18 protein-coding genes are annotated in these 19,524 nt (G+C 74.4%); 7 read left to right on the top strand and 11 right to left on the bottom strand.

Annotated elements, in window-relative coordinates:
* Positions 1-51 precede the first annotated feature (51 nt).
* The 4 genes from IE316_RS17300 (at position 52) to IE316_RS17285 (ending at position 2,641) form a co-directional block, all read left to right on the top strand.
* Positions 52-861: an alpha/beta hydrolase gene (locus IE316_RS17300; RefSeq protein ID WP_190205255.1), complete on the top strand. Its 810-nt coding sequence runs from the start codon at positions 52-54 to the stop codon at positions 859-861.
* 190 nt (positions 862-1,051) lie between these two features.
* Positions 1,052-1,534 (top strand): Dps family protein, encoded by a 483-nt coding sequence (locus IE316_RS17295; RefSeq protein ID WP_190205254.1) that lies wholly within the window; start codon positions 1,052-1,054, stop codon positions 1,532-1,534.
* Between the two features lie 45 nt (positions 1,535-1,579).
* A complete protein-coding gene (locus IE316_RS17290) occupies positions 1,580-1,912 on the top strand; it encodes a DUF3140 domain-containing protein (protein ID WP_190205253.1) in 333 nt (110 codons plus the stop codon).
* Positions 1,913-2,113: 201 nt separating this feature from the next.
* Positions 2,114-2,641: an NUDIX hydrolase family protein gene (locus IE316_RS17285; protein ID WP_190205417.1), complete on the top strand. Its 528-nt coding sequence runs from the start codon at positions 2,114-2,116 to the stop codon at positions 2,639-2,641.
* Positions 2,642-2,659: 18 nt separating this feature from the next.
* On the opposite strand, the gene mnhG is transcribed toward IE316_RS17285, so the two are convergent.
* The 7 genes from mnhG to IE316_RS17250 form a co-directional block, all read right to left on the bottom strand.
* Positions 2,660-3,019 carry a monovalent cation/H(+) antiporter subunit G gene (mnhG, locus tag IE316_RS17280; RefSeq protein WP_190205252.1) on the bottom strand — a complete coding sequence of 120 codons (360 nt, stop codon included), beginning with the start codon at positions 3,017-3,019 and terminating at the stop codon, positions 2,660-2,662.
* Positions 3,016-3,333 (bottom strand): MrpF/PhaF family protein, encoded by a 318-nt coding sequence (locus tag IE316_RS17275; protein WP_190205251.1) that lies wholly within the window; start codon positions 3,331-3,333, stop codon positions 3,016-3,018. The genes mnhG and IE316_RS17275 overlap by 4 nt, the downstream gene beginning before the upstream one ends.
* Positions 3,330-3,917: a Na+/H+ antiporter subunit E gene (locus tag IE316_RS17270; RefSeq protein ID WP_190205250.1), complete on the bottom strand. Its 588-nt coding sequence runs from the start codon at positions 3,915-3,917 to the stop codon at positions 3,330-3,332. The genes IE316_RS17275 and IE316_RS17270 overlap by 4 nt, the downstream gene beginning before the upstream one ends.
* Positions 3,914-5,557: a Na+/H+ antiporter subunit D gene (locus IE316_RS17265; RefSeq protein ID WP_190205249.1), complete on the bottom strand. Its 1,644-nt coding sequence runs from the start codon at positions 5,555-5,557 to the stop codon at positions 3,914-3,916. Before IE316_RS17265 ends, IE316_RS17270 begins: the two co-directional genes overlap by 4 nt.
* Positions 5,554-6,321 (bottom strand): Na(+)/H(+) antiporter subunit C, encoded by a 768-nt coding sequence (locus tag IE316_RS17260; protein WP_190205248.1) that lies wholly within the window; start codon positions 6,319-6,321, stop codon positions 5,554-5,556. Before IE316_RS17260 ends, IE316_RS17265 begins: the two co-directional genes overlap by 4 nt.
* Entirely contained in the window at positions 6,318-9,221 is a 2,904-nt protein-coding gene (locus IE316_RS17255) for a Na+/H+ antiporter subunit A (RefSeq protein WP_190205247.1), read from the bottom strand. Before IE316_RS17255 ends, IE316_RS17260 begins: the two co-directional genes overlap by 4 nt.
* Before the next feature lie 126 nt (positions 9,222-9,347).
* Entirely contained in the window at positions 9,348-10,091 is a 744-nt protein-coding gene (locus tag IE316_RS17250) for an SDR family NAD(P)-dependent oxidoreductase (RefSeq protein WP_190205246.1), read from the bottom strand.
* Between the two features lie 96 nt (positions 10,092-10,187).
* On the opposite strand from IE316_RS17250, the gene IE316_RS17245 reads away from it, so the two are divergent.
* Positions 10,188-10,796 (top strand): TetR/AcrR family transcriptional regulator, encoded by a 609-nt coding sequence (locus tag IE316_RS17245; RefSeq protein ID WP_190205245.1) that lies wholly within the window; start codon positions 10,188-10,190, stop codon positions 10,794-10,796.
* Positions 10,797-10,891: 95 nt separating this feature from the next.
* Here IE316_RS17245 and IE316_RS17240 read toward each other — a convergent pair whose 3' ends face one another.
* On the bottom strand, positions 10,892-11,500 hold the full coding sequence (locus tag IE316_RS17240) for a TetR/AcrR family transcriptional regulator (protein WP_190205244.1): 609 nt from the start codon (positions 11,498-11,500) through the stop codon (positions 10,892-10,894).
* Positions 11,501-11,636: 136 nt separating this feature from the next.
* Between IE316_RS17240 and IE316_RS17235 the strand changes: the two genes are divergently transcribed.
* A complete protein-coding gene (locus IE316_RS17235) occupies positions 11,637-12,788 on the top strand; it encodes an FAD-dependent oxidoreductase (protein ID WP_190205243.1) in 1,152 nt (383 codons plus the stop codon).
* Positions 12,789-12,801: 13 nt separating this feature from the next.
* On the opposite strand, the gene IE316_RS17230 is transcribed toward IE316_RS17235, so the two are convergent.
* Positions 12,802-14,385, bottom strand: coding sequence for a long-chain-fatty-acid--CoA ligase (locus IE316_RS17230; RefSeq protein WP_190205242.1), 1,584 nt, complete (start codon positions 14,383-14,385; stop codon positions 12,802-12,804).
* Positions 14,386-14,515: 130 nt separating this feature from the next.
* Here IE316_RS17230 and hemA point away from each other — a divergent pair, with 130 nt between their 5' ends.
* Positions 14,516-15,718 carry a 5-aminolevulinate synthase gene (gene hemA, locus IE316_RS17225; protein WP_190205241.1) on the top strand — a complete coding sequence of 401 codons (1,203 nt, stop codon included), beginning with the start codon at positions 14,516-14,518 and terminating at the stop codon, positions 15,716-15,718.
* A gap of 13 nt (positions 15,719-15,731) precedes the next feature.
* Here hemA and IE316_RS17220 read toward each other — a convergent pair whose 3' ends face one another.
* Positions 15,732-17,549, bottom strand: coding sequence for an ATP-binding cassette domain-containing protein (locus tag IE316_RS17220; RefSeq protein ID WP_229910426.1), 1,818 nt, complete (start codon positions 17,547-17,549; stop codon positions 15,732-15,734).
* Complete coding sequence (locus IE316_RS17215) at positions 17,546-19,282, bottom strand: ABC transporter ATP-binding protein (RefSeq protein ID WP_190205240.1); 1,737 nt, start codon at positions 19,280-19,282, stop codon at positions 17,546-17,548. Before IE316_RS17215 ends, IE316_RS17220 begins: the two co-directional genes overlap by 4 nt.
* Positions 19,283-19,524 lie beyond the last annotated feature (242 nt).

Below are 19,524 nucleotides of genomic sequence, written 5' to 3'. Positions count from 1 at the left end.
CTCCCTGGGAAGATCCTCCGTCGGACCTTCACCGAGGAAGCCGGAGGAACCATGGCCGAGGCCCGCGCACACGTCCTCACCGGAGCCCGCGGCCGGATCACGGTCCACGCGTGGTCCGCGCCGAGCCCCCGCTACGTGGCCCTGCTGGTGCACGGCTACGGCGAGCACGCCGGCCGGTACGCCGGGGTCGCCGGGGCGCTCACCGCGCACGGTGCGGCGGTGTACGCGCCCGATCACGCCGGGCACGGGAGGTCGGACGGCGAGCGGGTGCTGGTCGAGGACTTCGAGGACCTGGTCGGCGATGTGCGCCGGACGGCGGAACGGGCCCGCGACGCCCATCCGGGGCTGCCGGTCGTCATGGTCGGGCACTCGATGGGCGGGCTGATCGCCGCGCGGTACGCCCAGCGCCACCGGGGCGAGCTGTCCGCGCTGGTGCTGTCCGGGCCGGTGATCGGCGACTGGGAGCTGCCCCGGCGGCTGCTCGCCCTGGAGGAGATCCCGGACACGCCGATCAGCCCGTCCGCGCTCTCCCGGGACCCGGCGGTGGGCGCCGAGTACGCGGCGGACCCGCTGGTGTGGCACGGCCCGATGAAGCGGCCCACGGTGGAGGCGTTCGCCCGGATGCTGGAGACCGTCGCCGGGGGCGGGTCGGCCGGACCGGTCCCGCTGCTGTGGCTGCACGGCTCCGACGACCGGCTGGTGCCGCTGTCCGGCAGCCGCCCCGGCGTGGAGCGGCTGGCCGGCGGGGAGCCGACCGCGCGGATCTACCCGGGCGCCCGGCACGAGGTGTTCCTGGAGACCAACCGGGCCGAGGTCCTGGCCGACCTCACCGGCTTCCTGGACGACGTGCTGCCGCACTGAGCCCGCGCACCGGCCGCGTCCGAGCCCGCGCCCGGCCCGTGTTTGCGCTGGTGACCCGGGGGCACCCGCGTTCACGGAGGCGTTGCGCCGCGCGGCCCGCGTGACGGCCGTTGACGGCCGTGAGCGCGCCGGGAAGCCCGCGACGCCACCCCCGTACCACCGGAGTCGACGCGTCAAGGAGCGGCACTGTATGACTGTCGTGAAGAGCACGATCCCCGAATCGGCCCGCCAGGTCACCGGGGACGCCCTGCAGGGCACCCTCGTGGATCTGCTCGGACTGTCCCTGATCGGCAAGCAGGCCCACTGGAACATCGTGGGGCCGCGGTTCCGGTCGATCCACCTCCAGCTCGATGAACTGGTCAGCGCGGCGCGGTCGTTCGCGGACACCGTCGCCGAGCGGTCCGCGGCGCTGGGCATCCCGGCCGACGGCCGCCCGGAGACCATCGCGTCCGCGTTCACCCTGCCCGGCCCGAAGGACGGCTGGGTGCGGGACAGCGATGTCGTCGGGCTGATGGTCGAGGCGCTGGAGGCGGCCATCGCCAAGCTGCGCGAGCGGATCGCGGCCACCGAGGAGGCGGACCCGGTCACCCAGGACCTGCTGATCAGCATCACCGCCGACCTGGAGAAGCAGCGCTGGATGTTCGACGCCGAGAACTGGCCGAGGGACAACTGACCACCGGCCGGACCGTACGTACGCACGACGGGAAGGGGCACGCTCATGGCCGACGCCCTGGAACTGGACACGCTGTGGGAGGACTTCCACCGCGTGGTGAACATGACCTCCGCCGAACTCGCGGACTGGCTGCGGGTCCGCGACGCCGGTGAGACGACCGAGCCGCTGCCGGGCGAGGCGGGACCGGCCACCGGCCGGCACGTGCTGGCGATCCTGCGCAAGCGCCGCACCGACCTGACCGAGGACGACGTCCGCGTGATGCGCGAGGTCGTGGAGACGGTCACCGCGGAGACGGACGTGGAGAACGAGCCCGCCGCCCAGGACGCCGACCGCCGGCACCGCCTGATGACGCTCGGCCACGACCCGCTCAAGGCATAGCCGTGGGGCGCCGGGGGGAACGTCCTCGCACCGCGTCGGCGAGGGCCGCCGGTCGAATCGACCGGCGGCCCTCGCCGACGCGTTGGCGCGCGCACGGACAGCGGTCCGCACCGCCCGGACGGCGTGGGACCGGTCACAGTCGGCCCGGAGCGGCTCCCGGGCGACGCGAGACGCTGAAAGTATGATCAAGCGATGTCTGACATGACCGAAACCACGCCGGGCTGGATGACGACCGACGAACTCGAGTCGGCGCGCGCCCGCATGCCCATCCTGTACGTCGACGCCGTCCCCGTCCGGGTCGACGACAGCGGCGAAGTCACCAGTGTCGGCCTGCTGCTGCGCATCGGGCCCGACGGGACGGTCAGCCGGACCCTGGTCTCGGGCCGGGTGCTGCACCACGAGCGGGTCCGGGACGCCCTGCTGCGCCATCTGGAGAAGGACCTCGGCCCGGTGGCGCTGCCCCGGGTGCCGGCCTCGCTCCAGCCGTTCACGGTCGCGGAGTACTTCCCGACGCAGGGCATCACCCCGTACCACGACCCCCGCCAGCACGCGGTGTCGCTCGCCTACGTGGTGCCGGTGACCGGGGACTGCCGGCCCCGGCAGGACGCGCTGGACCTGGTCTGGTTCACCCCCCAGGAGGCGCTGTCACCGGCGGTGCAGAGCGAGATGCCGGGCGGCCACGGGGTGCTGCTCAAGCAGGCGCTGGCCCACGTGGGCTGCGTGGGCTGACCGGCCGCCCGGGCCTCGTCAGCGCTGCTCCTCGTCGCTGAGCTGCGGGTCCAGGTCGTCGCGGAGCAGCCCCCGGCTGCCCGTCTGACCGGTCCGGTACGCCGAGCGCGCCACCAGGTGGGAGGCGACCGGGCCGGTGAGGAACTGGAAGAACGCGATCAGCGCCAGGGTGCCCAGGTCGATGCCGTGCCGCAGGCGCAGCGCGACACCGGCGAGGACCAGCAGCATGCCGAGGGTCTGCGGCTTGGTCGCGGCGTGACTGCGGGCGAGCACGTCGGGGAAGCGCAGCATCCCGATCACGCCGAGCAGGGACTGCAGGCAGCCGAGGAACAGCAGCAGCGCGCCGATCAGGTCGGCCGTCTCGGCGAGGGCGTTCACCGGTGGTCCTCCGTGCCGTCCGGGCGGCGCGCGGGCCGGTCGCGCACCGCGATGAACCGGGCGATGCCCACCGACCCGGTGAAGCCGAGGAAGGCGAGCACCAGCATCACGGGGAAGTAGAACGGGTCGCCGTCCCGGGCGGACCGGACGCCGATGCCGGCGACGATCAGCGCGGCGGCCACGTCCAGGGCGACGGCGCGGTCCAGCATCGAGGGCCCGTACCAGATGCGGTACAGCAGCAGGGCGCCCGCGGCGACGATCATCGCCAGCGCGGCGGTCAGCAGGGCGTCCTCGACGGTGTGCAGGGTGCTCACGGCGACTGCTCCTCCTCCGGTGCGGGCCGGGCGGCCAGGGCGATGTCCTCGGCGGTGCCGAAGGCGCGGGCGACCAGTTCCTCCGTCCGCCACACCGAGCGTCTGGCGGCCGCGATCGCGCCGGGGTCGTCGGCGTCCAGGACGTGCAGGAACAGGGTGGCGGTGGCGCGGCGCACCTCGATGACGGAGCCGCCGGGCACGTTCGAGACGGCGACGGCGGTGGAGGTCAGCATCAGATCGCTGCGGCAGCGCAGCGGCACGGCGACGACCGCCGCCCTCAGCGGGCCCCGGGTGAAGATCTGCCGGGTGACGGAGAGGCTGGAGGAGTACATGTCGTACAGCAGACAGGCGACGAGGCGGAGGATGCCCAGGGGGCGCAGCCGCAGTCCGAGGTCGACGGCGGGCAGCGGGAAGGCGAGGCAGACGACGACCGCGACGAGGACGCCGTTGACCAGGTTGGCCCAGGACAGGGTGCCCCACAGCAGGACCCAGATGACGGTGAGCCAGGCGATGAGCGGCAGGTCCAGGACCCGGCGGCCGGAGCCGATCCTGAGGGTCCCGCGGTGGGACGGGCGGTCGCTCACCGGCCGAGCACCGCCTCGATGTAGGGGGTACGGGCGATCAGTTCGGCTGCGGCGTGGTCGGTGAAGGTGGTCAGGGGGCCGCCGAGGACGGTGTAGAGCAGGCCGAGGGCGACGGCGGCGCAGGTGGCGGTCACCATGGGCCAGGGCGGGTGCCGGGTGGTGGTGATGGACCGGCCGAGCAGACCGGCGGTGACCACGGCCCCGGCGGGGGCGGGGCGGCGGCTCCCGGTGCCGCCGGACTCCGTGTCGCCGTCGTCGCCGTCGTCGCCGTCGTCGTCCTCCTCCGACTCCAGGACCACGCCCTCCTCCTCGGTGCCGGGCGGCGCCTGCCGCCAGAACGCCAGGTTCCACACCTTGGCCATGACGTAGAGGGTGAGCAGGCTGGTCGCGGCGGACCCGGCGACCAGCGTCCAGGCCCAGGCGCCGCCGTGGTCGACGCCCGCCCGCATCAGGCCGAGCTTGCCGATGAACCCGGACAGCGGCGGGATGCCGGCCAGGTTCATGGCCGGGACGAAGAACAGCACGGCGAGCAGCGGCGCGGACCGGGCGAGGCCGCCGAGGCGGGTGAGTTCCGTGGTGCCGTCGCGCCGCTCGATGAGCCCGGCGACGAGGAATAGGGTGGTCTGCACGGTGATGTGGTGGGCCACGTACACGATCGCCGCGCCCAGCGCGGCGCGTCCGGCGAGGCCGATCCCGAAGACCATGTAGCCGATGTGGCTGATCAGGGTGAAGGTCAGCACGCGTTTGAGGTCGGTCTGCGCGACCGCGCCGAGGATGCCGACCGCCATCGAGGCGAGGGCGGCCAGCATCAGCAGGTCGCCGAGGCGGTGGCCGGGGAAGAGCAGGGTCTGGGTGCGCAGCATCGCGTAGACGCCGACCTTGGTGAGCAGGCCCGCGAAGACGGCGGTGACCGGGGCGGGCGCGGTCGGGTAGGAGTCGGGCAGCCAGGCCGCGAGCGGGAAGACGGCCGCCTTGATCGCGAAGACGGTGAGCAGCATCGCCTCCAGCAGGGTACGCACCCCGAGCGGGATCTCCTGGAGCCGGCCGGCCAGTTGCGCGAAGTTGACGGTGCCGGCGACCGCGTAGGTCATGGCGATGGCGACGAGGAACAGCGTCGAGGAGAACAGCGAGACGATCACGTACGTCGATCCGGCCCGGACGCGGGTGGCGGTGCCGCCGATGGTGAGCAGGACGTAGCTGGCGACCAGCATGATCTCGAAGCCGACGTAGAGGTTGACGAGGTCGCCGGCGAGGAAGGTGCAGGAGACGCCGGCCACCAGGATCAGGTAGGCGGGGTGGAAGACGCCCACGGGGGTCCGCTCGTCGCGGTCGGCCATGCCCTGGCCCAGCGAGTACAGGTGGACGAGCAGGGTGATGGCGCTGGAGACGGTGAGCATCAGCCCGGCGAGGCGGTCGGCGACGAGGGTGACGCCGAGCGGCGGGGCGAAGTCGCCGAGGTCGACGTGGAGCGGGCCGTGGCGGTCGGCGGCGATCATGAGGGTGACGGAGAGCGCGCAGACGGCGCCGAGCACGGCGAGGCTGACCAGGCGCTTGAACCGGCGCAGCCGGGGGCCGAGGGCGAGCTCCAGGCCGGTGACGCACAGGGGCAGCAGGACGGGGAGCGGGACGAGCGCGTTCACCTGGTTCCTTCCGTGCCGGGGCCCTCGGGGTCGTCGGGCTGACCGGGCCGGCCGGGTGACCGGTCGGGGGTGCCGTCGGTCCCGTCCTCGGGTTCGCGGCCGCTCTCCCCGGGGTCGTTGGAGGGTCCGGCGTCGTGGGCGGGGGCCGGTCCGGGCCGGCCGGCCGGGTCGGTGGTGCCCTGTTCCCGGCCGGCCCGGTAGTCCTCGGGGTCGGCGCCGAGGATGTCGTTCCAGAGGTTGCCGGAGACGTCGTTGGCCCTGGCCTGGTAGGCGCGTTCCTCCCGCAGCCGGTCGCGCAGCCGTCTGCGGGCGGCGCGGTAGCGGGCGCGCTGTTCCTGGGTGGTGCCGCGCTCGGCCCGGGCCCGGCGGTAGCGGGCGCGCAGTTCGCCGCGCCGGTGCAGCACCTCGGCGCGCAGCGCGACCAGCCGGTCCTCGGCGTCGTCGCTGATCTCGTCGGAGCCGGTGACCTGGTGGCTGCGGTAGGCCAGGGAGAGCAGGAAAGCGGTGGTGGCCAGGGAGATGACGATCGCGGTGAGCGCGATGGCCTGCGGCAGCGGGTCGGTGACCCGGTTGCGCACGACGTGCGGGTACAGCAGCGGCGCCTCGCCCGCGCTGCCGGTGGAGGTGAGGACCAGCAGGTTGACGCCGTTGCCGAGGACGACGGCGCCGAGCAGCACCCGGGTCAGGGACCGGGTCAGCAGCAGCACCCCGCCGACGGCGCTGAGCACGGCGGCGGTCACCAGGAGGGCCAGGCTGACGGTCACGCGGTGCCCGCCTCCCGCCGGTGGCGCTGGGCGGCGGCGCGTTCGATCTGCCGGTCGATCCGGGCGCCGAGGGCGCGCACGATGTCGAGGACCACGCCGAGGACGAGGAGGTAGACGCCGCAGTCGAAGAGGACGGCGGTGCTCAGGTGGGCGTCGCCCCACACCGGGAGGTGGCCGTGCCAGGTCCAGCCGTGCAGCACGGTGCCCTGGGCCAGCCCGCCCAGCCCGACCCCGGTGGAGACGACCATGCCGAGGCCGGTGAAGAGGCCGGGGGCGAAGGGCGCGGCGTCGGCGAGTTCGTGCCGTCCGCCGGCCAGGTAGCGGGTGATGAAGGCGACCCCGGCGACCAGGCCGGCGACGAAGCCGCCGCCGGGCAGGTTCTCCGCGCACATCAGCAGGTAGACGGAGAGCACCAGGATCGGGTGGAAGATCAGCCGGGCGACCACTTCGAGGACGATGGAGCGGCGTTCGGGGGCGAGGGTGTCGCCGGCCGCGAGCCAGGTCCGCTCGGGGGCGCCCTCGTCGCCGCTGGGCAGTCCGGCCAGGCTGCCCGGGGGCAGGCTCCAGGCGGTGGGCGCGGCGCTGCCCGGGGGGTCGCCGGGCGCCGGTGGTGCGGGCCGGTCGGTGCGCCGGTGCAGGTAGATGAGGCTGGTGACGCCGATCGCGGCGGCGGCGAGCACCGCGGACTCCCCCATGGTGTCCCAGGCCCGCAGGTCCACGAGGATGGTGGCGACGACGTCCTTCAGGCCGTGGTGGGCGACCTCCTCGACCATCGCCGATCCGGCGGTGCCACCCCGCCGGTGCCCCGCCATGATCCACAGCACCGTGGCGACGGCGGCGCCGCCCGCCAGGGCCAGCGGCATCCGCAGCACGCGGCGGCGCAGACGGACGCTCTCCTCGAACCGCACCGGCATCCGCCGCAGCACCAGGACGAACACGATCATGGCGACGGTCTCCACGCAGAACTGGGTGACCGCGAGGTCGGGGGCGCCCTGCACCACGAACAGCAGCGCGGTGCCGTAGCCGGTGAGCCCGGCCAGCACCACGGCCTTCATCCGGCGCCGGGCGCCCAGGCAGAGCAGGGCGGCGGCGCAGGTCAGCAGGGCGACGGCAGCCTGCACCGGGGTGTCCCAGGGCCGGGGGGCGGGGGCCCCGGTCCAGGGCCGGTCGGTGCCGAGGACGGCGATCTGCCCGGCGAGGACCACGGCGAGGGCGGTCATCAGGTACACCGACAGGGAGCCGCGCTGTACGAACCCGGTGCACTGCAGGGCGGCGCGTTCCAGGGCGAGCAGCAGCCGTCCGAAGGTCCGGTCGGCGGGGCGCCAGGCCAGCGCCCGCCCGACGCGGACGACCGGACCGGCGGCCAGGAACAGCAGCCCGCCGCCCGCCCAGGCCGCGGCGGACAGCCAGAGGGCGGGGCCCGTCCCGTGCCAGAGCGCCAGGTGGTACGGGTGCGCGGGCGCCGGGAACTGCCCCGCGTACGCGCCGAGCAGCCCGTTCAGCCATCCGGTGCCGGGGCCCAGGACCAGGCAGGCGAGGGCGAGCACGGCGGGCGGCGCGAGGAAGGCGGCGGGGACGCGGTGCGCGCGGCTGCCGGGGACGCCGGGTTTGCGGGCGAAGGCGCCCCACAGGTAGCGCAGGGTGTACGCGGTGGTCAGCGCCGATCCGAGGACGGTCGCGGCGAGCGCCCACCGGTCGGCGGCGCCGCCGTCCAGCAGCGTCTGGAACGCGGCCTCCTTGGCGGCGAACCCGAGCAGCGGCGGTACGGCGGCCATGGACAGCCCGGCGACCACGGCGACCGCGCACACGGCGGGCAGCTCGCGCCCCAGCCCGGACAGTCTGCGCAGGTCACGGGTGCCGGCCGCGTGGTCGATGATCCCGGTGACGAGGAACAGGGGCGCCTTGAACAGGGCGTGGGCGAGGAGCATGGCGGTGCCGGCCAGGGCCGTGTCGTGCCGGCCGGCGCCGGTGAGCACCGTCAGGAAGCCGAGCTGGCTCACCGTGCCGTGGGCGAGGACGAGCTTGAGGTCGCACAGGCGCAGCGCCCGCCAGCCCCCGAGCAGCATCGTGGCGCCGCCGAGCACCAGCAGCAGCGGCCGCCAGGGGGTGACCTCGGCGAGCGCCGGGGCGAGCCGGGCCACCAGGTAGACACCGGCCTTCACCATGGCGGCGGCGTGCAGATAGGCGCTGACCGGGGTGGGGGCGGCCATCGCGTTCGGCAGCCACAGGCTGAACGGCCAGACCGCCGACTTGGACAGCGCCCCGACCAGGATCAGCACGACGGCCGCCGACAGCGCCGCCGACGCGGGCGGCGGGTCGGCGAGGATCGCCGAGATACGGTACGTACCGGCCTGCCGGCCCAGCAGCAGGAAGCCGGTCAGCATGGTCAGCCCGCCGAGCGTGGTCACCGTCAGGGCCTGCAGGGCGCTGCGCCGGTTCCCCTTGCGGTCGCTGCTCTGGCCGATCAGCAGGTACGAGAAGACGGTCGTCAGTTCCCAGAAGACGTACAGCAGGATCAGGTCGTCGGCGAGGACCAGGCCGAGCATCGCCCCGGCGAAGGCGAGCAGGTTGCCCGCGAACCGGCCCAGGTCCGGCGTCCGGTCGTCGAAGTACCGGGCGCAGTACACCAGGACCAGGGCGCCCACCCCGGCGGCGAGCAGCACCATCAGCTCGGCGAGGGCGTCCAGGCGCAGCGCCCAGTCGACGCGGTAGGCGGGCAGCCAGGTCCACCGCTCGGTGTCGGCGCCGCCCCCGGCGGCGGTGCGCCACCGGGTGGCCGCCCAGACGGCGGCGGCCAGCGGCGGCAGGGCCAGCACCGGGAACGCGCCGGTTCCGTACCGCCTCACCAGCGGCGCGGCGAACAGCGCGAGCGCGAAGTGGCCGAGGACGAGCGCGGTCACGCGCGACCGGACGGGGGCGGGGCAACGGAAGGACAGAGCACCCAACAGTGATATATCGCCCGTGCCGCCGCACCGCCCAGGCACGCCGCGACGGGCCGGGGCGGTGCGGGTCCGCGGGGTGCCGGGTCAGATCTGGTTCTCGCCGCCGTCGACGTACAGGTTGGCCCCGAGGACGAAGCTGGCCTGCTCGGAGGCGAGGAAGACCACCGCCTGGGCGACCTCCTCCGGGCGGCCCACCCGGCCGAGCGGCACACCGGCGGCGAACTGCTCCTTGTCGACCGGCGCGTCCCCGGTGATCGCGTCGGCTCCGGGGGTGTCGATGGGGCCCGGGGAGACCGCGTTGACGCGGATGCCGCGGTCCTTGAGCTCGTTGGCCCAGGTCCGGGCGAAGGACCGGACGGCCGCCTTGGAGGCGGCGTACGCGCCGAAGGCGGCGACCCCGTCGTCGGCGCGGACCGAGGAGTTCAGGATCACCGACGCGCCGTCGTTGAGCAGGGGCAGCGCCTTCTGCACGGTGAACAGGGTGCCGCGCACATTGACGCCGAAGATCTCGTCGATGTGCTGTTCGGTGGTCTGCTCCAGGGTCGCGAAGGAGCCGGTGCCCGCGTTGGCGAAGAGCACGTCCAGGCCGCGGCCCCGGGCGCGGACCGCGTCGTACAGGCGGTCCAGGTCGGCCGGGTCGGAGACGTCCCCGGCCACCGCGGTCGCCTTCGTCGCGCCGATGGTCTTCACGGCCTCGTCCAGCGCGGTCGCGCGCCGCCCGGTGATGAACACGTGCGCACCCTCGGCCGCCAGTCGTACGGCGGTGGCCAGACCGATGCCGGTGCTGCCGCCGGTGACCACGGCGGTCTTGCCCTCGAACTGTCCCATGATTCTGACCTCCATCAATTTCGGTACCGATCGGTACTGAAAGTGACCGTAGCATCCCTTCGAACCGATCGGTACAGAAGGGTTAGGATCGATGGCATGGAGACGCGACGGAAGGCACCGGTCGGCCGCCCGAGGGGGTTCGACGCCGACGCGGCCCTGGAACGCGCGATGCGGGTCTTCTGGGAGCAGGGCTACGAGGGCGCCAGCCTCACCGACCTGACCAAGGCCATGGGGATCACCCGCACCAGCATGTACGCGGCCTTCGGCAACAAGGAGGAGCTGTTCCGCAGGGCCCTGGAGCGCTACACGGCGGGTCCCGCCTCCTACGCGGCGCGGGCGGTGCGGGAGCCGACCGCCCGGCAGGTGGCCACCGCGTTCCTGACCGGCTCGGTCGGGGCCACCACGCACCCCGACCACCCCGCCGGGTGCCTGGGCGTCCAGGGCTGCCTCGCCGCCGGTGAGCCGGGGCGCGCCGCCCGGGACGCCCTGACGGCCTGGCGCGACGAGGGCGTCGCCCTGCTCCGCGACCGGCTCCGGCGCGCCCGTGCCGAAGGGGACCTGCCCGCCGGTGCCGACCCGGACGTCCTCGCCCGGTACCTCATGACGGTGGCGAACGGCATCGCCGTCCAGGCCGTCGGCGGCGTCCCACCGGAGGAGCTGCGGCGGGTGGCCGACCTGGCCCTGCTGGGCTGGCCGTCCTCCTGACGGCGGCGGGCCGGGCGGGCGGGTAAGTCACAGCGGCCGGCGGGTCGCACCGGCCGGCGAGTCAGGCCGGTCGGCAGGCCGCACCCGCCGGCGCGTCAGGCGTGGTCGCGCCAGCCCGCGTCGAGCAGGTCGAAGGCCCGGTCGACGACCTCTTCGGCGTCCTCGCGTCCGCGGGCGGCGTGCGGGGCGGCCAGGGCGAGGTGGGCGAGGGCGGCGCAGGCGGCGTCGCCCGCGGGGCGGCCGCTCTCCTCGGCGATGACCCGGGCCAGGGCGGCGGTGTGGCGCAGCCACATGGCCTGGTGGTAGTCGCGCAGCGCCGGGGTGCTGTCGACCAGCTCCAGGAAGGCCGCGAACTCCGGGTCCCCGCCGGCACCCGCCCGGCGGTGGCGCAGGGCGTGCTCGCGCAGGGCGTCCGGGATCGACCGGCCCCGGGGCCGCTCGCGGACGGCGGCGAGCAGACCGGCCTCCAGGTCGGCCTCCCGGTCGAAGACCAGGGCCTCCTTGCCCGGGAAGTGCTTGAACAGCGTGGTGGTGGACACGTCGGCGGCGTCCGCGATCTCCCGGATGCCGACGTCGTCGTAGCCGCGCTCCAGGAACAGGCGCAGCGCGGCGTCGGCGATGGCCTGGCGGGTGGCGGCCTTCTTGCGCTCCCGGCGCCCCACGGGGGCCGGGGCGGTACCGCTGCGCTCACTGCTGTCGGGCATGGCAGCGACTCTATCCCATGGATTGCCTCGTGCAAAAAGTTGAGCTGTTGCACTTATGGACTCGTTGTGCTCTGCTGGTGCGGCGGTCGGGCACAGGTCCGGCCGCCGCCTCCTCACCCACGATCGGAGCCTCACCATGCCCACTCCCGCCGCCGCCCGTATCGCCGTCGTCGGAGCCGGCCCCGGCGGTCTGACCTGCGCGCGCATCCTCCAGCGGCACGGCATCGGCGTCACCGTGTACGACCGGGACCCCGGTCCTGGCGCCCGCGACCAGGGCGGCTCGCTCGACCTGCACGAGGACGACGGCCAGATCGCCCTGCGGGAAGCCGGACTCCTGGAGGAGTTCCACCGCCGCTCCCGGCCCGAGGGACAGGAGATGCGCCAACTGGACCACGCCACCGGCGCGATCGGCTTCCACCACGTCCCCGCCGAGGGCGAGCGGTTCAAGCCCGAGATCGACCGCGGCCACCTGCGCGAACTGCTCCTGGACTCGCTCCGGCCGGGCACGGTGCGCTGGGGCTGCGCCCTGCGCTCCGTCGAAGGCCCCGCCGAGGGCCCCCGCCGGCTGCGCTTCGCCGACGGCACCACCGTCGAGGCCGACCTCGTCATCGGCGCCGACGGCGCCTGGTCCACGGTCCGCCGCGCCGTCTCCGACGCCGTCCCCCGCTACACCGGCATCAGCTTCCTGGAGGCGTGGTTCCACGGCACCGACGACCGCCACGCCGACATCGCCGAACTCGTCGGCCTGGGCAGCACCCTGGCGGCGGACGGGGAACGGGGCCTGTTCGCCCAGCGCAACAGCGGCGGCCACCTGCGGGTCTACGTGATGCAGCGCGTCCCCGCCGACTGGATCGCCCGGGCCGGGCTCACCGCCGAGGACACCGACGGCATCCGCGCCCTCCTGCTGGACCGCTACCGCGCCTGGTCGCCCGGCCTGCGCAGGCTGCTTACCGACAACGACGGCCCGTACGTGGACCGCCCCCTGTACGCCCTGCCCGTCCCCCACACCTGGGAGCCCGACCCCACCGTCACCCTGCTCGGCGACGCCGCCCACCTCATGCCCCCGCTCGGCGTCGGCGTCAACCTCGCCCTGCTCGACGCCGCCGAGCTCGCCCTCGCCCTGGCCGGTCACCACACCGTCGCCGACGCGCTGCGGGCGTACGAGAAGACGATGCTGCCCCGGTCCGCGCGGATGCAGCACGCCCTGGACGGGCACGCCCAGGACCTGCTCTCCGCCGAACCCCACGGCCCCGGCGGCGACGGCCCCGGCGGCGACGGCCCCCGCTGACCGGCGGGCCGGCTCAGGCGACCGGCCGCCCCGCGTCACCGGCCGGGCCGAGCAGCGCGGCCAGCTCCCGTTTGAGCACCTTGCCGCTCGGCCCCAGGGGCAGCCGGTCGAGGAAGACCACCCGCCGGGGGCGCCGGTAGGCCGCGATGTGGCGTTCGCCCCAGGCCAGCAGGGTCTCCGCCAGCTTCTCGTCCGGCCGCAGTCCGTCCCTCGGCACGATCACGGCGCACACCTCCTGGCCGAGGGCCGGGTCCGGGAGCCCGACCACCGCGACCCGGGCGACCGCCGGGTGCCTCAGCAGCGCGTCCTCCACCTCCCGGGGGTAGACGTTGTACCCGCCCCGCAGGATCACGTCCTTCTTGCGGTCGACGACGGTCAGATACCCCTCGTCGTCCAGCGTCCCCAGGTCCCCGGTGCGGAACCAGCCGTCGACGAACGCGGCGGCGGTGGCACCGGGGTCGTCCACGTATCCGGCCATCAGATTGTGCCCGCGGACGACGATCTCGCCGACCTCCCCGGCGGGCAGCGGCTCCAGGGCGTCCTCGGCCCCGGGGCGGGTGACGGCGACCTCGACGCCCCAGACCGGCTTGCCGACCGTGCCGGGTCTCCTCGGCAGGCCGGGCTGGTTGTAGGCGACGCAGGGGGAGGTCTCGGTGAGGCCGTACCCCTCGTGGACCGGGCAGCCGAAGGCGGCCTCGAACGCGGCGAGGGTCTCCACCGGCAGGGCCGAGCCCCCGGAGTAGGCGCGCTCCAGCCCCGGTCGGCCGGGGCGGCGGGCGGCCGCCTCGACGAGGGCGAGGTACATGGTGGGCACGCCCATCAGGACCGTGCACCCCTCGGCCTCCATCAGGTCCAGCGCCTCCTCGGCGGTGAACCTGCCCATCAGGACCAGCCTGGCCCCGGCCCGGAACGTCGTGCCCATGCCGCAGATCTGGCCGAAGGTGTGGGACAGCGGCAGACAGCCGAGCAGCACGTCGGCCGGGCGCATCGCGAAGGGGGAGAGCATCGTCGTGGTCACGTTCATCACCAGGTTGAGGTGGGTGAGCGCGGCGCCCTTGGGGCGGCCGGTGGTGCCGGAGGTGTAGAGGACCACCGCGATGTCGTCCGGGGAGCGCGGCACCGGCCCGGCGATCGGCGCGGCCCCGGCGGCGAGTTCGTCGAGCGCGGGGTGCGGGCCGGGTCCGGCGCCCGCGCCGACGGTGAGGACGCGGGCGCCCGCCGCCTCGGCCGCGGGTTCCGCCTCCCCCAGCGACCCGGCCGAGCAGACCAGCAGCCGGGCCTTGGCGTGCCGCAGGATGTAGGCGATGTCGTCGCTCTTCAGCAGCACGTTCACGGGTACCGCGGTCGCGCCCAGCGCGAGGACCGCGAAGTAGGCCACCGGGAAGTGCGGCGAGTTGTGCACCAGCAGCCCGATCCGGTCGCCGGGGCCCGCCCCCCGCTCGCGCAGCACCGCCGCGTACCGCAGCGCCGAGTGCCAGAGCGCCCCGTAGGTGATCCGCTCGGCGCCGCTGACCAGTGCGAGGTGATCGGGCCGGCGTTCCGCGGAGTCCGAAAGGATCGTGGCCGCCGAAAGCGTCGCATTCCCGTAAGTGCTCATCACCACTCCGCTTCCTTTTCCGGTGATCGGTGATTACCGGCCGTACGGCAGCAGTTGACGACTTCTGTGCAAGGTCCGCGGTGGATCCTAGGATGAGCCCGACCCGTTGGGAAGCGAAAAGGAGCGGAACATGGACTCGTCCGTCTACATGGACTTCTTCGCGCGCCTCGCCCAGGAAACCGGTGATCGTAAGCGGGAATTCCTCGAACTGGGCCGCAGGGCGGGCCGGTTCCCCATGGCGAGCACCTCGGATGGCGAGATTTCCCTCTGGTGCAGCAACGACTACCTGGGTATGGGCCAGCATCCGGATGTCCTGGACGCGATGAAGCGCGCGGTGGACGAATACGGCGGCGGATCAGGCGGTTCCCGGAACATCGGCGGCACGAACCACTGCCATGTGGATCTGGAACGCGAGTTGGCCGATCTGCACGGCAAGGAGGACGCCGTTCTCTTCGCCTCGGGATATTCGGCCAATGAGGGATCACTGTCGGTGCTCGCCGGTGTCATCGACGACTGCCAGGCGTTCTCGGATTCGGCGAACCACGCGTCCATCATCGACGGATTACGGCACAGCGGTGCCCGCAAGCACATATTCCGGCACAATGACGGGCAACACCTGGAGGAGTTGCTGGCCGCGGTCGATCCGGACCGGCCGAAACTCGTCGTCCTGGAGTCCGTGCACTCGATGCGCGGCGACATCGCGCCCCTGGCGGAGGTCGCCGGCCTGGCCAAGCGGTACGGAGCCGTCACGTTCCTCGACGAGGTGCACGCGGTCGGCATGTACGGGCCGCAGGGCGCGGGCATCGCGGCCCGTGCCGGGCTCGACTCGGAGTTCACGGTGGTGATGGGGACCCTCGCCAAAGCCTTCGGCATGACCGGCGGTTATGTCGCGGGACCGGCGGTGCTCATGGACGCGGTACGGACGCACGCCCGTTCGTTCATCTTCACCACGGCGCTGCCGCCCGCGGTCGCGGCGGGCGCGCTCGCCGCGGTACGGCATCTGCGGCGCTCGGACACGGAGCGGGAGCGCCTGGCGCGCAACGCCCGGCTGATGCACGGTCTGCTGCGGGAGCGCGGCATCCCGGTGCTGTCGGACGAGTCCCACATCGTGCCCGTGCTGGTCGGCGAGGACCGGTTGTGCCGGCGGATGTCGGCCCTGCTGCTGGCCCGGCACGGCGCGTACGTCCAGGCCATCGACGCGCCCAGTGTCCCGGTGGGTGAGGAGATCCTGCGGGTCGCGCCCTCGGCGGTGCACGAGCCCGGGGAGATCCGCCGGTTCGTGGACGCCCTGGACGGCATCTGGTCCGAGCTGGGGGCGGCCCGGCGGGGCTGAGGCCCCGGGGAGCTCAGCGCCCGGGCGGGCCGGGTGCGGTGGGCCCGGGAGTCCCGGTCCCGTCCGCCCGCGCCGTTCCGGTCAGGATCCGGTCCAGCTCGGCGGAGGCCGCCCTGACCTCGTCGAAGGTGCCCGACGCCTCCACCCGTCCGTCCACGAGCACCACCACGCGGTCGGCCGCGCGCAGCACCGCCGGCCGGTGGGAGACCGCGAGCACGGTCCGCGTCCCGCTCAGCAGCCTCTCCCACAGCAGGCGCTCGGTCCCTGGGTCCAGGGCGCTCGACACGTCGTCCAGCACCAGCAGTTCGGGTGCGCCCGCCAGCATCCGGGCGAGCGCGGCGCGCTGGATCTGCCCGCCCGACAGGCGCAGGCCGCGCGGGCCCACCACGGTGTCCGCACCGTCCCGCATCGCCGCCAGGTCGGGCTCCATCACGGCGAGGCGGACCGCCTCCTCGAAGGCCGCGTCGTCGCGGCCCAGCAGGACGTTCTCCCGGACCGTCCCGCTGAACAGCCTCGGCACCTGCGGCGTGTACCCGCAGCGGGGCGCCACCAGGAAGGACGCGGGGTCGGCGACGGGTTCGCCGTTCCACAGCAGGGTGCCTCCGTCGCGCGGCAGCAGTCCGAGCACGGCCCGCACCAGGGTGCTCTTGCCGGCGCCGACCCGGCCGGTGACCACGGTGACGGTGTGCCGCTCCACCACCAGGTCCACGTCGGCTATGCCGTGCGGGGAGCCGGGGTGACGGGCCGTCAGGCCACGGACGGTCAGCTCCCGCAGGGGCGGTACCCGTGCGGGTGCCGGGGGCGGGGCGGGCCGGGGGCTGCCGTCCGCCTCGGGCGCGGGGGGCCGGCCCGACCGCTCCAGGGACCACCGCAGCCGGCCGCCGAGGAAGCCGGTGATCCGTCCCAGCGCCACGGAGACCCGTTGCAGCCGTACCGACAGCATGCCGATCGACCCGAGGGCCTCGGTGAGCACCTGCAGGTAGAAGGCGAACAGCGCGAGGTCGCCGACGCCGAAGGCCCCCTCGTCCGCCCGGCCCGCGACCAGCAGGAGGACCAGCGCGACGCCGATCGGGGCCGCGTTGCCGATCACCGTGCGCTGCACCACGGCGTACAGCTCCTCCCGTACGGCGGCCCGGGCCCGGACGCCGTTCAGCCGGCCGACGTGCGCGGCGACCCGTCCCTCGGCGGCGGCGGCCTGCACCGCGCCGACGGCGCCCACCATCTCCCGCAGGGCCCCCGCCACCTCGCCGGACGCGGCCCGGGTGGCGCGGCGGTAGCGCAGGAACCGGCTGTGGGTCAGCGCGGTGACCAGCGTCAGCAGGACCAGGAGGGCGAGCAGGGCGCCGGTGACCACGGCGTCGACGCGTGCCATCACCGTGACCGACGCGCCGACGAACAGCCAGTGGGCCAGGTTGGTCGGCGCCCAGGCGACGAAGAACCCGGTCTCGTCGACGTCCTCGCCCACCGTGCGCAGCGACTCGCCGGGCGTGGTGCGGGCGGTCACCTCCGGACCGCGCAGCGCCGAGCCGAGCAGGGCCTGCCGCAACCGGGCGGTGGTGCCGTACTGGACCCGCGGCTCCAGCCTGTTGACGATGACGCCGAACTGGACGACCAGCCGCCCCGCCTCGATCCCGGCCACCAGCGCGATCACCAGCCAGGCGCCGCCGTCCGCGCCGAGGGCGTCGAACAGCCGCTGGAACAGCAGCCCCACCGCGAGGGTGCCCAGCCGCAGCAGGACCCAGAGCCCGGTGAGGGTCCAGTAGGCGCGGGCGGAGCCGCGCAGCACGGCCCCGAGCCGCCCCGGCACCGACCGCCGCTCCCCGTCCCTCACCGGGCGGCCCCCGCGGTGCGCAGCAGCTCGCGGAAGTGCGACGCGGGGTCGGCGGCGAGCACGGTCCGCTCGCCCTCCTCGACGACCTTGCCGTCCTCCAGCACCAGGATCCGGTCGGCGGTGCGCAGCAGGTGCGGGCGGTGCTCGACCACGACGGCGGTCCGGCCGGCCAGGAGCCGCTCCAGCGCGGGCACCAGCAGCCGCTCGCTGTACGGGTCCAGCCGGGCGGTCGGCTCGTCCAGCAGGACCAGTCCCGGGTCGCGCAGGAACACCCGGGCCAGCGCGAGCTGCTGCTCCTCGCCCGCGGACATGCCGCGGGCGCCCGCCCCGAGCAGGGTGTCCAGGCCGTCGGGCAGGGAGCGCAGCCAGGGGCCGAGGCCCGCCTCGCCCAGCGCGGCGCGCAGCCGGTCGTCGGGGACGGCGGAGTCGAAGAAGGTGAGGTTGTCGCGGAGCGCGGCGTGGAAGACGTGCACCTCCTGCGTGACCAGCGCGACCCGGCCGCGCAGCGCCCGCGGGTCGAGTTCGGCCACGTCCACCCCGCCGGCCGACACCGTGCCGCTCCCCGGCCGGTGCAGCCCGAACAGCAGCCTCACCACGGTGGACTTGCCGCATCCGGTGCGGCCCACCACGCCGAGGCGTTCACCGGGGCGCAGGGTGAAGGAGACGTCCCGCAGCACCGGTTCGCCGGGGTCGTAGCAGAAGGAGACCCGGTCGAAGCGGACGCCGGGCCGCCCGGGCGGCAGGGTCCGGTCGCCGGTGCGGGGCGCCGCCGGGTGGTCCAGCAGGTCCTTCAGCCGGTGGACGCCGGCGGCGGCGTCCTCCAGGTCGCGGAAGCGGGTGGTGACCGCCAGCAGGGGGCGGCGCAGCAGCATGGCGTAGGACAGGGCGGCGAAGGCCGTGCCGGTGGAGAGCTGGCCGCGGGCGTGCAGCCAGGCGCTGACCGCCAGGGCGAGGACGACACCGGCGGCGGACAGGCTCTGCACGGTGGCGGGCCAGCGGGCCGAGGCGCGGGCGGCCTGGCGGGCCCTGCGGTACAGGTCGTCCTGGCGCCGGCCGAGTTCGCGCAGCGTGTACCGCGCGGCCCCGTTGACGCGCAGGTCCTCGGCGGCCGCGAGGCGCTCCTCCAGGAAGCCCTGGAGGTCGGCCGCCGCCCGCTGCCGCGCGGTGACGTAGGGCATGGCGTGGCCCACCAGGGCCCGCAGCAGCACCAGGGTGCCGGCCGCGAACGGGGCGAAGACCAGGGCCAGCCGCCACTCCAGCCGGAACAGGGCGGCGAGGATGCCGGCGATCAGCAGCGCCTGCGCCAGCAGTTCCAGCAGCAGCGCCGACATCACCGCGGCGAGCCGGGTGACATCGCCGTCCATCCGCTCGACCAGCTCACCGGGGGGATGCCCGCGGTAGAACTCCGGCGGCCGGCTCAGGCAGTGCGCGACCAGGTCCGCGCGGAGCCGGTCGGTGCTGCGCCAGGCCAGTTGCGAGGACAGCGCCTCGGTGGCCGTGGTGACCACCAGGACGCCCAGGGCGGCGGCCAGGGACCAGGCGGCGAGGCCCGTCAGCGCGCCGCCGGAGCCGCCCGAGAGCGTGCCGTCGACGAAGGCGCGCAGCAGGTAGGGCGCCACGAGCTGGAGGGTGATCCCGGCGGGGACCAGTACGGCCAGCAGCGTCATGGCGGTCCGCTCGCCGCGCAGGTAGCGGACGAGCACGGAAAGCTGCCGCAACGGACTGCCTGCCACGGTGTCCCTCCCCCATTCGCCCGGCGGCGAACGGCCAGCATAAAGTCCGCTACGGCCCCCTGTGAATGACACGGTAATGCCGATTTCCGCCCCTTCCCGGGGGACCTTGTATCCTCCTATTGCTCGTGATTGACGCGTGCTGTTACACTCCCCAGGTCTCTCGGTCCGGACATACGTTTCCCGACGCCGAAATCCTGGTCAGCCGCACTCTCCCCCGTCGCACGGACACGGGCGTGACGAGC

The sequence above is a fragment of the Streptomyces fumanus genome (assembly GCF_014655295.1).
Taxonomy (GTDB): domain Bacteria; phylum Actinomycetota; class Actinomycetes; order Streptomycetales; family Streptomycetaceae; genus Streptomyces; species Streptomyces fumanus.
Note: the sequence above shows the minus strand (reverse complement) of the source record. Positions and strands in the feature narration are given on the sequence as shown.

Coding starts and splice junctions, on each gene's coding strand:
- IE316_RS17250 (WP_190205246.1), bottom strand. CDS start 10,091: ATGGGACAGTTCGAGGGCAAGACCGCCGTGGTCACCGGCGGCAGCACC.
- IE316_RS17300 (WP_190205255.1), top strand. CDS start 52: ATGGCCGAGGCCCGCGCACACGTCCTCACCGGAGCCCGCGGCCGGATC.
- IE316_RS17240 (WP_190205244.1), bottom strand. CDS start 11,500: ATGCCCGACAGCAGTGAGCGCAGCGGTACCGCCCCGGCCCCCGTGGGG.
- IE316_RS17285 (WP_190205417.1), top strand. CDS start 2,114: ATGACCGAAACCACGCCGGGCTGGATGACGACCGACGAACTCGAGTCG.
- IE316_RS17230 (WP_190205242.1), bottom strand. CDS start 14,385: ATGAGCACTTACGGGAATGCGACGCTTTCGGCGGCCACGATCCTTTCG.
- IE316_RS17290 (WP_190205253.1), top strand. CDS start 1,580: ATGGCCGACGCCCTGGAACTGGACACGCTGTGGGAGGACTTCCACCGC.
- hemA (WP_190205241.1), top strand. CDS start 14,516: ATGGACTCGTCCGTCTACATGGACTTCTTCGCGCGCCTCGCCCAGGAA.
- IE316_RS17235 (WP_190205243.1), top strand. CDS start 11,637: ATGCCCACTCCCGCCGCCGCCCGTATCGCCGTCGTCGGAGCCGGCCCC.
- IE316_RS17245 (WP_190205245.1), top strand. CDS start 10,188: ATGGAGACGCGACGGAAGGCACCGGTCGGCCGCCCGAGGGGGTTCGAC.
- IE316_RS17295 (WP_190205254.1), top strand. CDS start 1,052: ATGACTGTCGTGAAGAGCACGATCCCCGAATCGGCCCGCCAGGTCACC.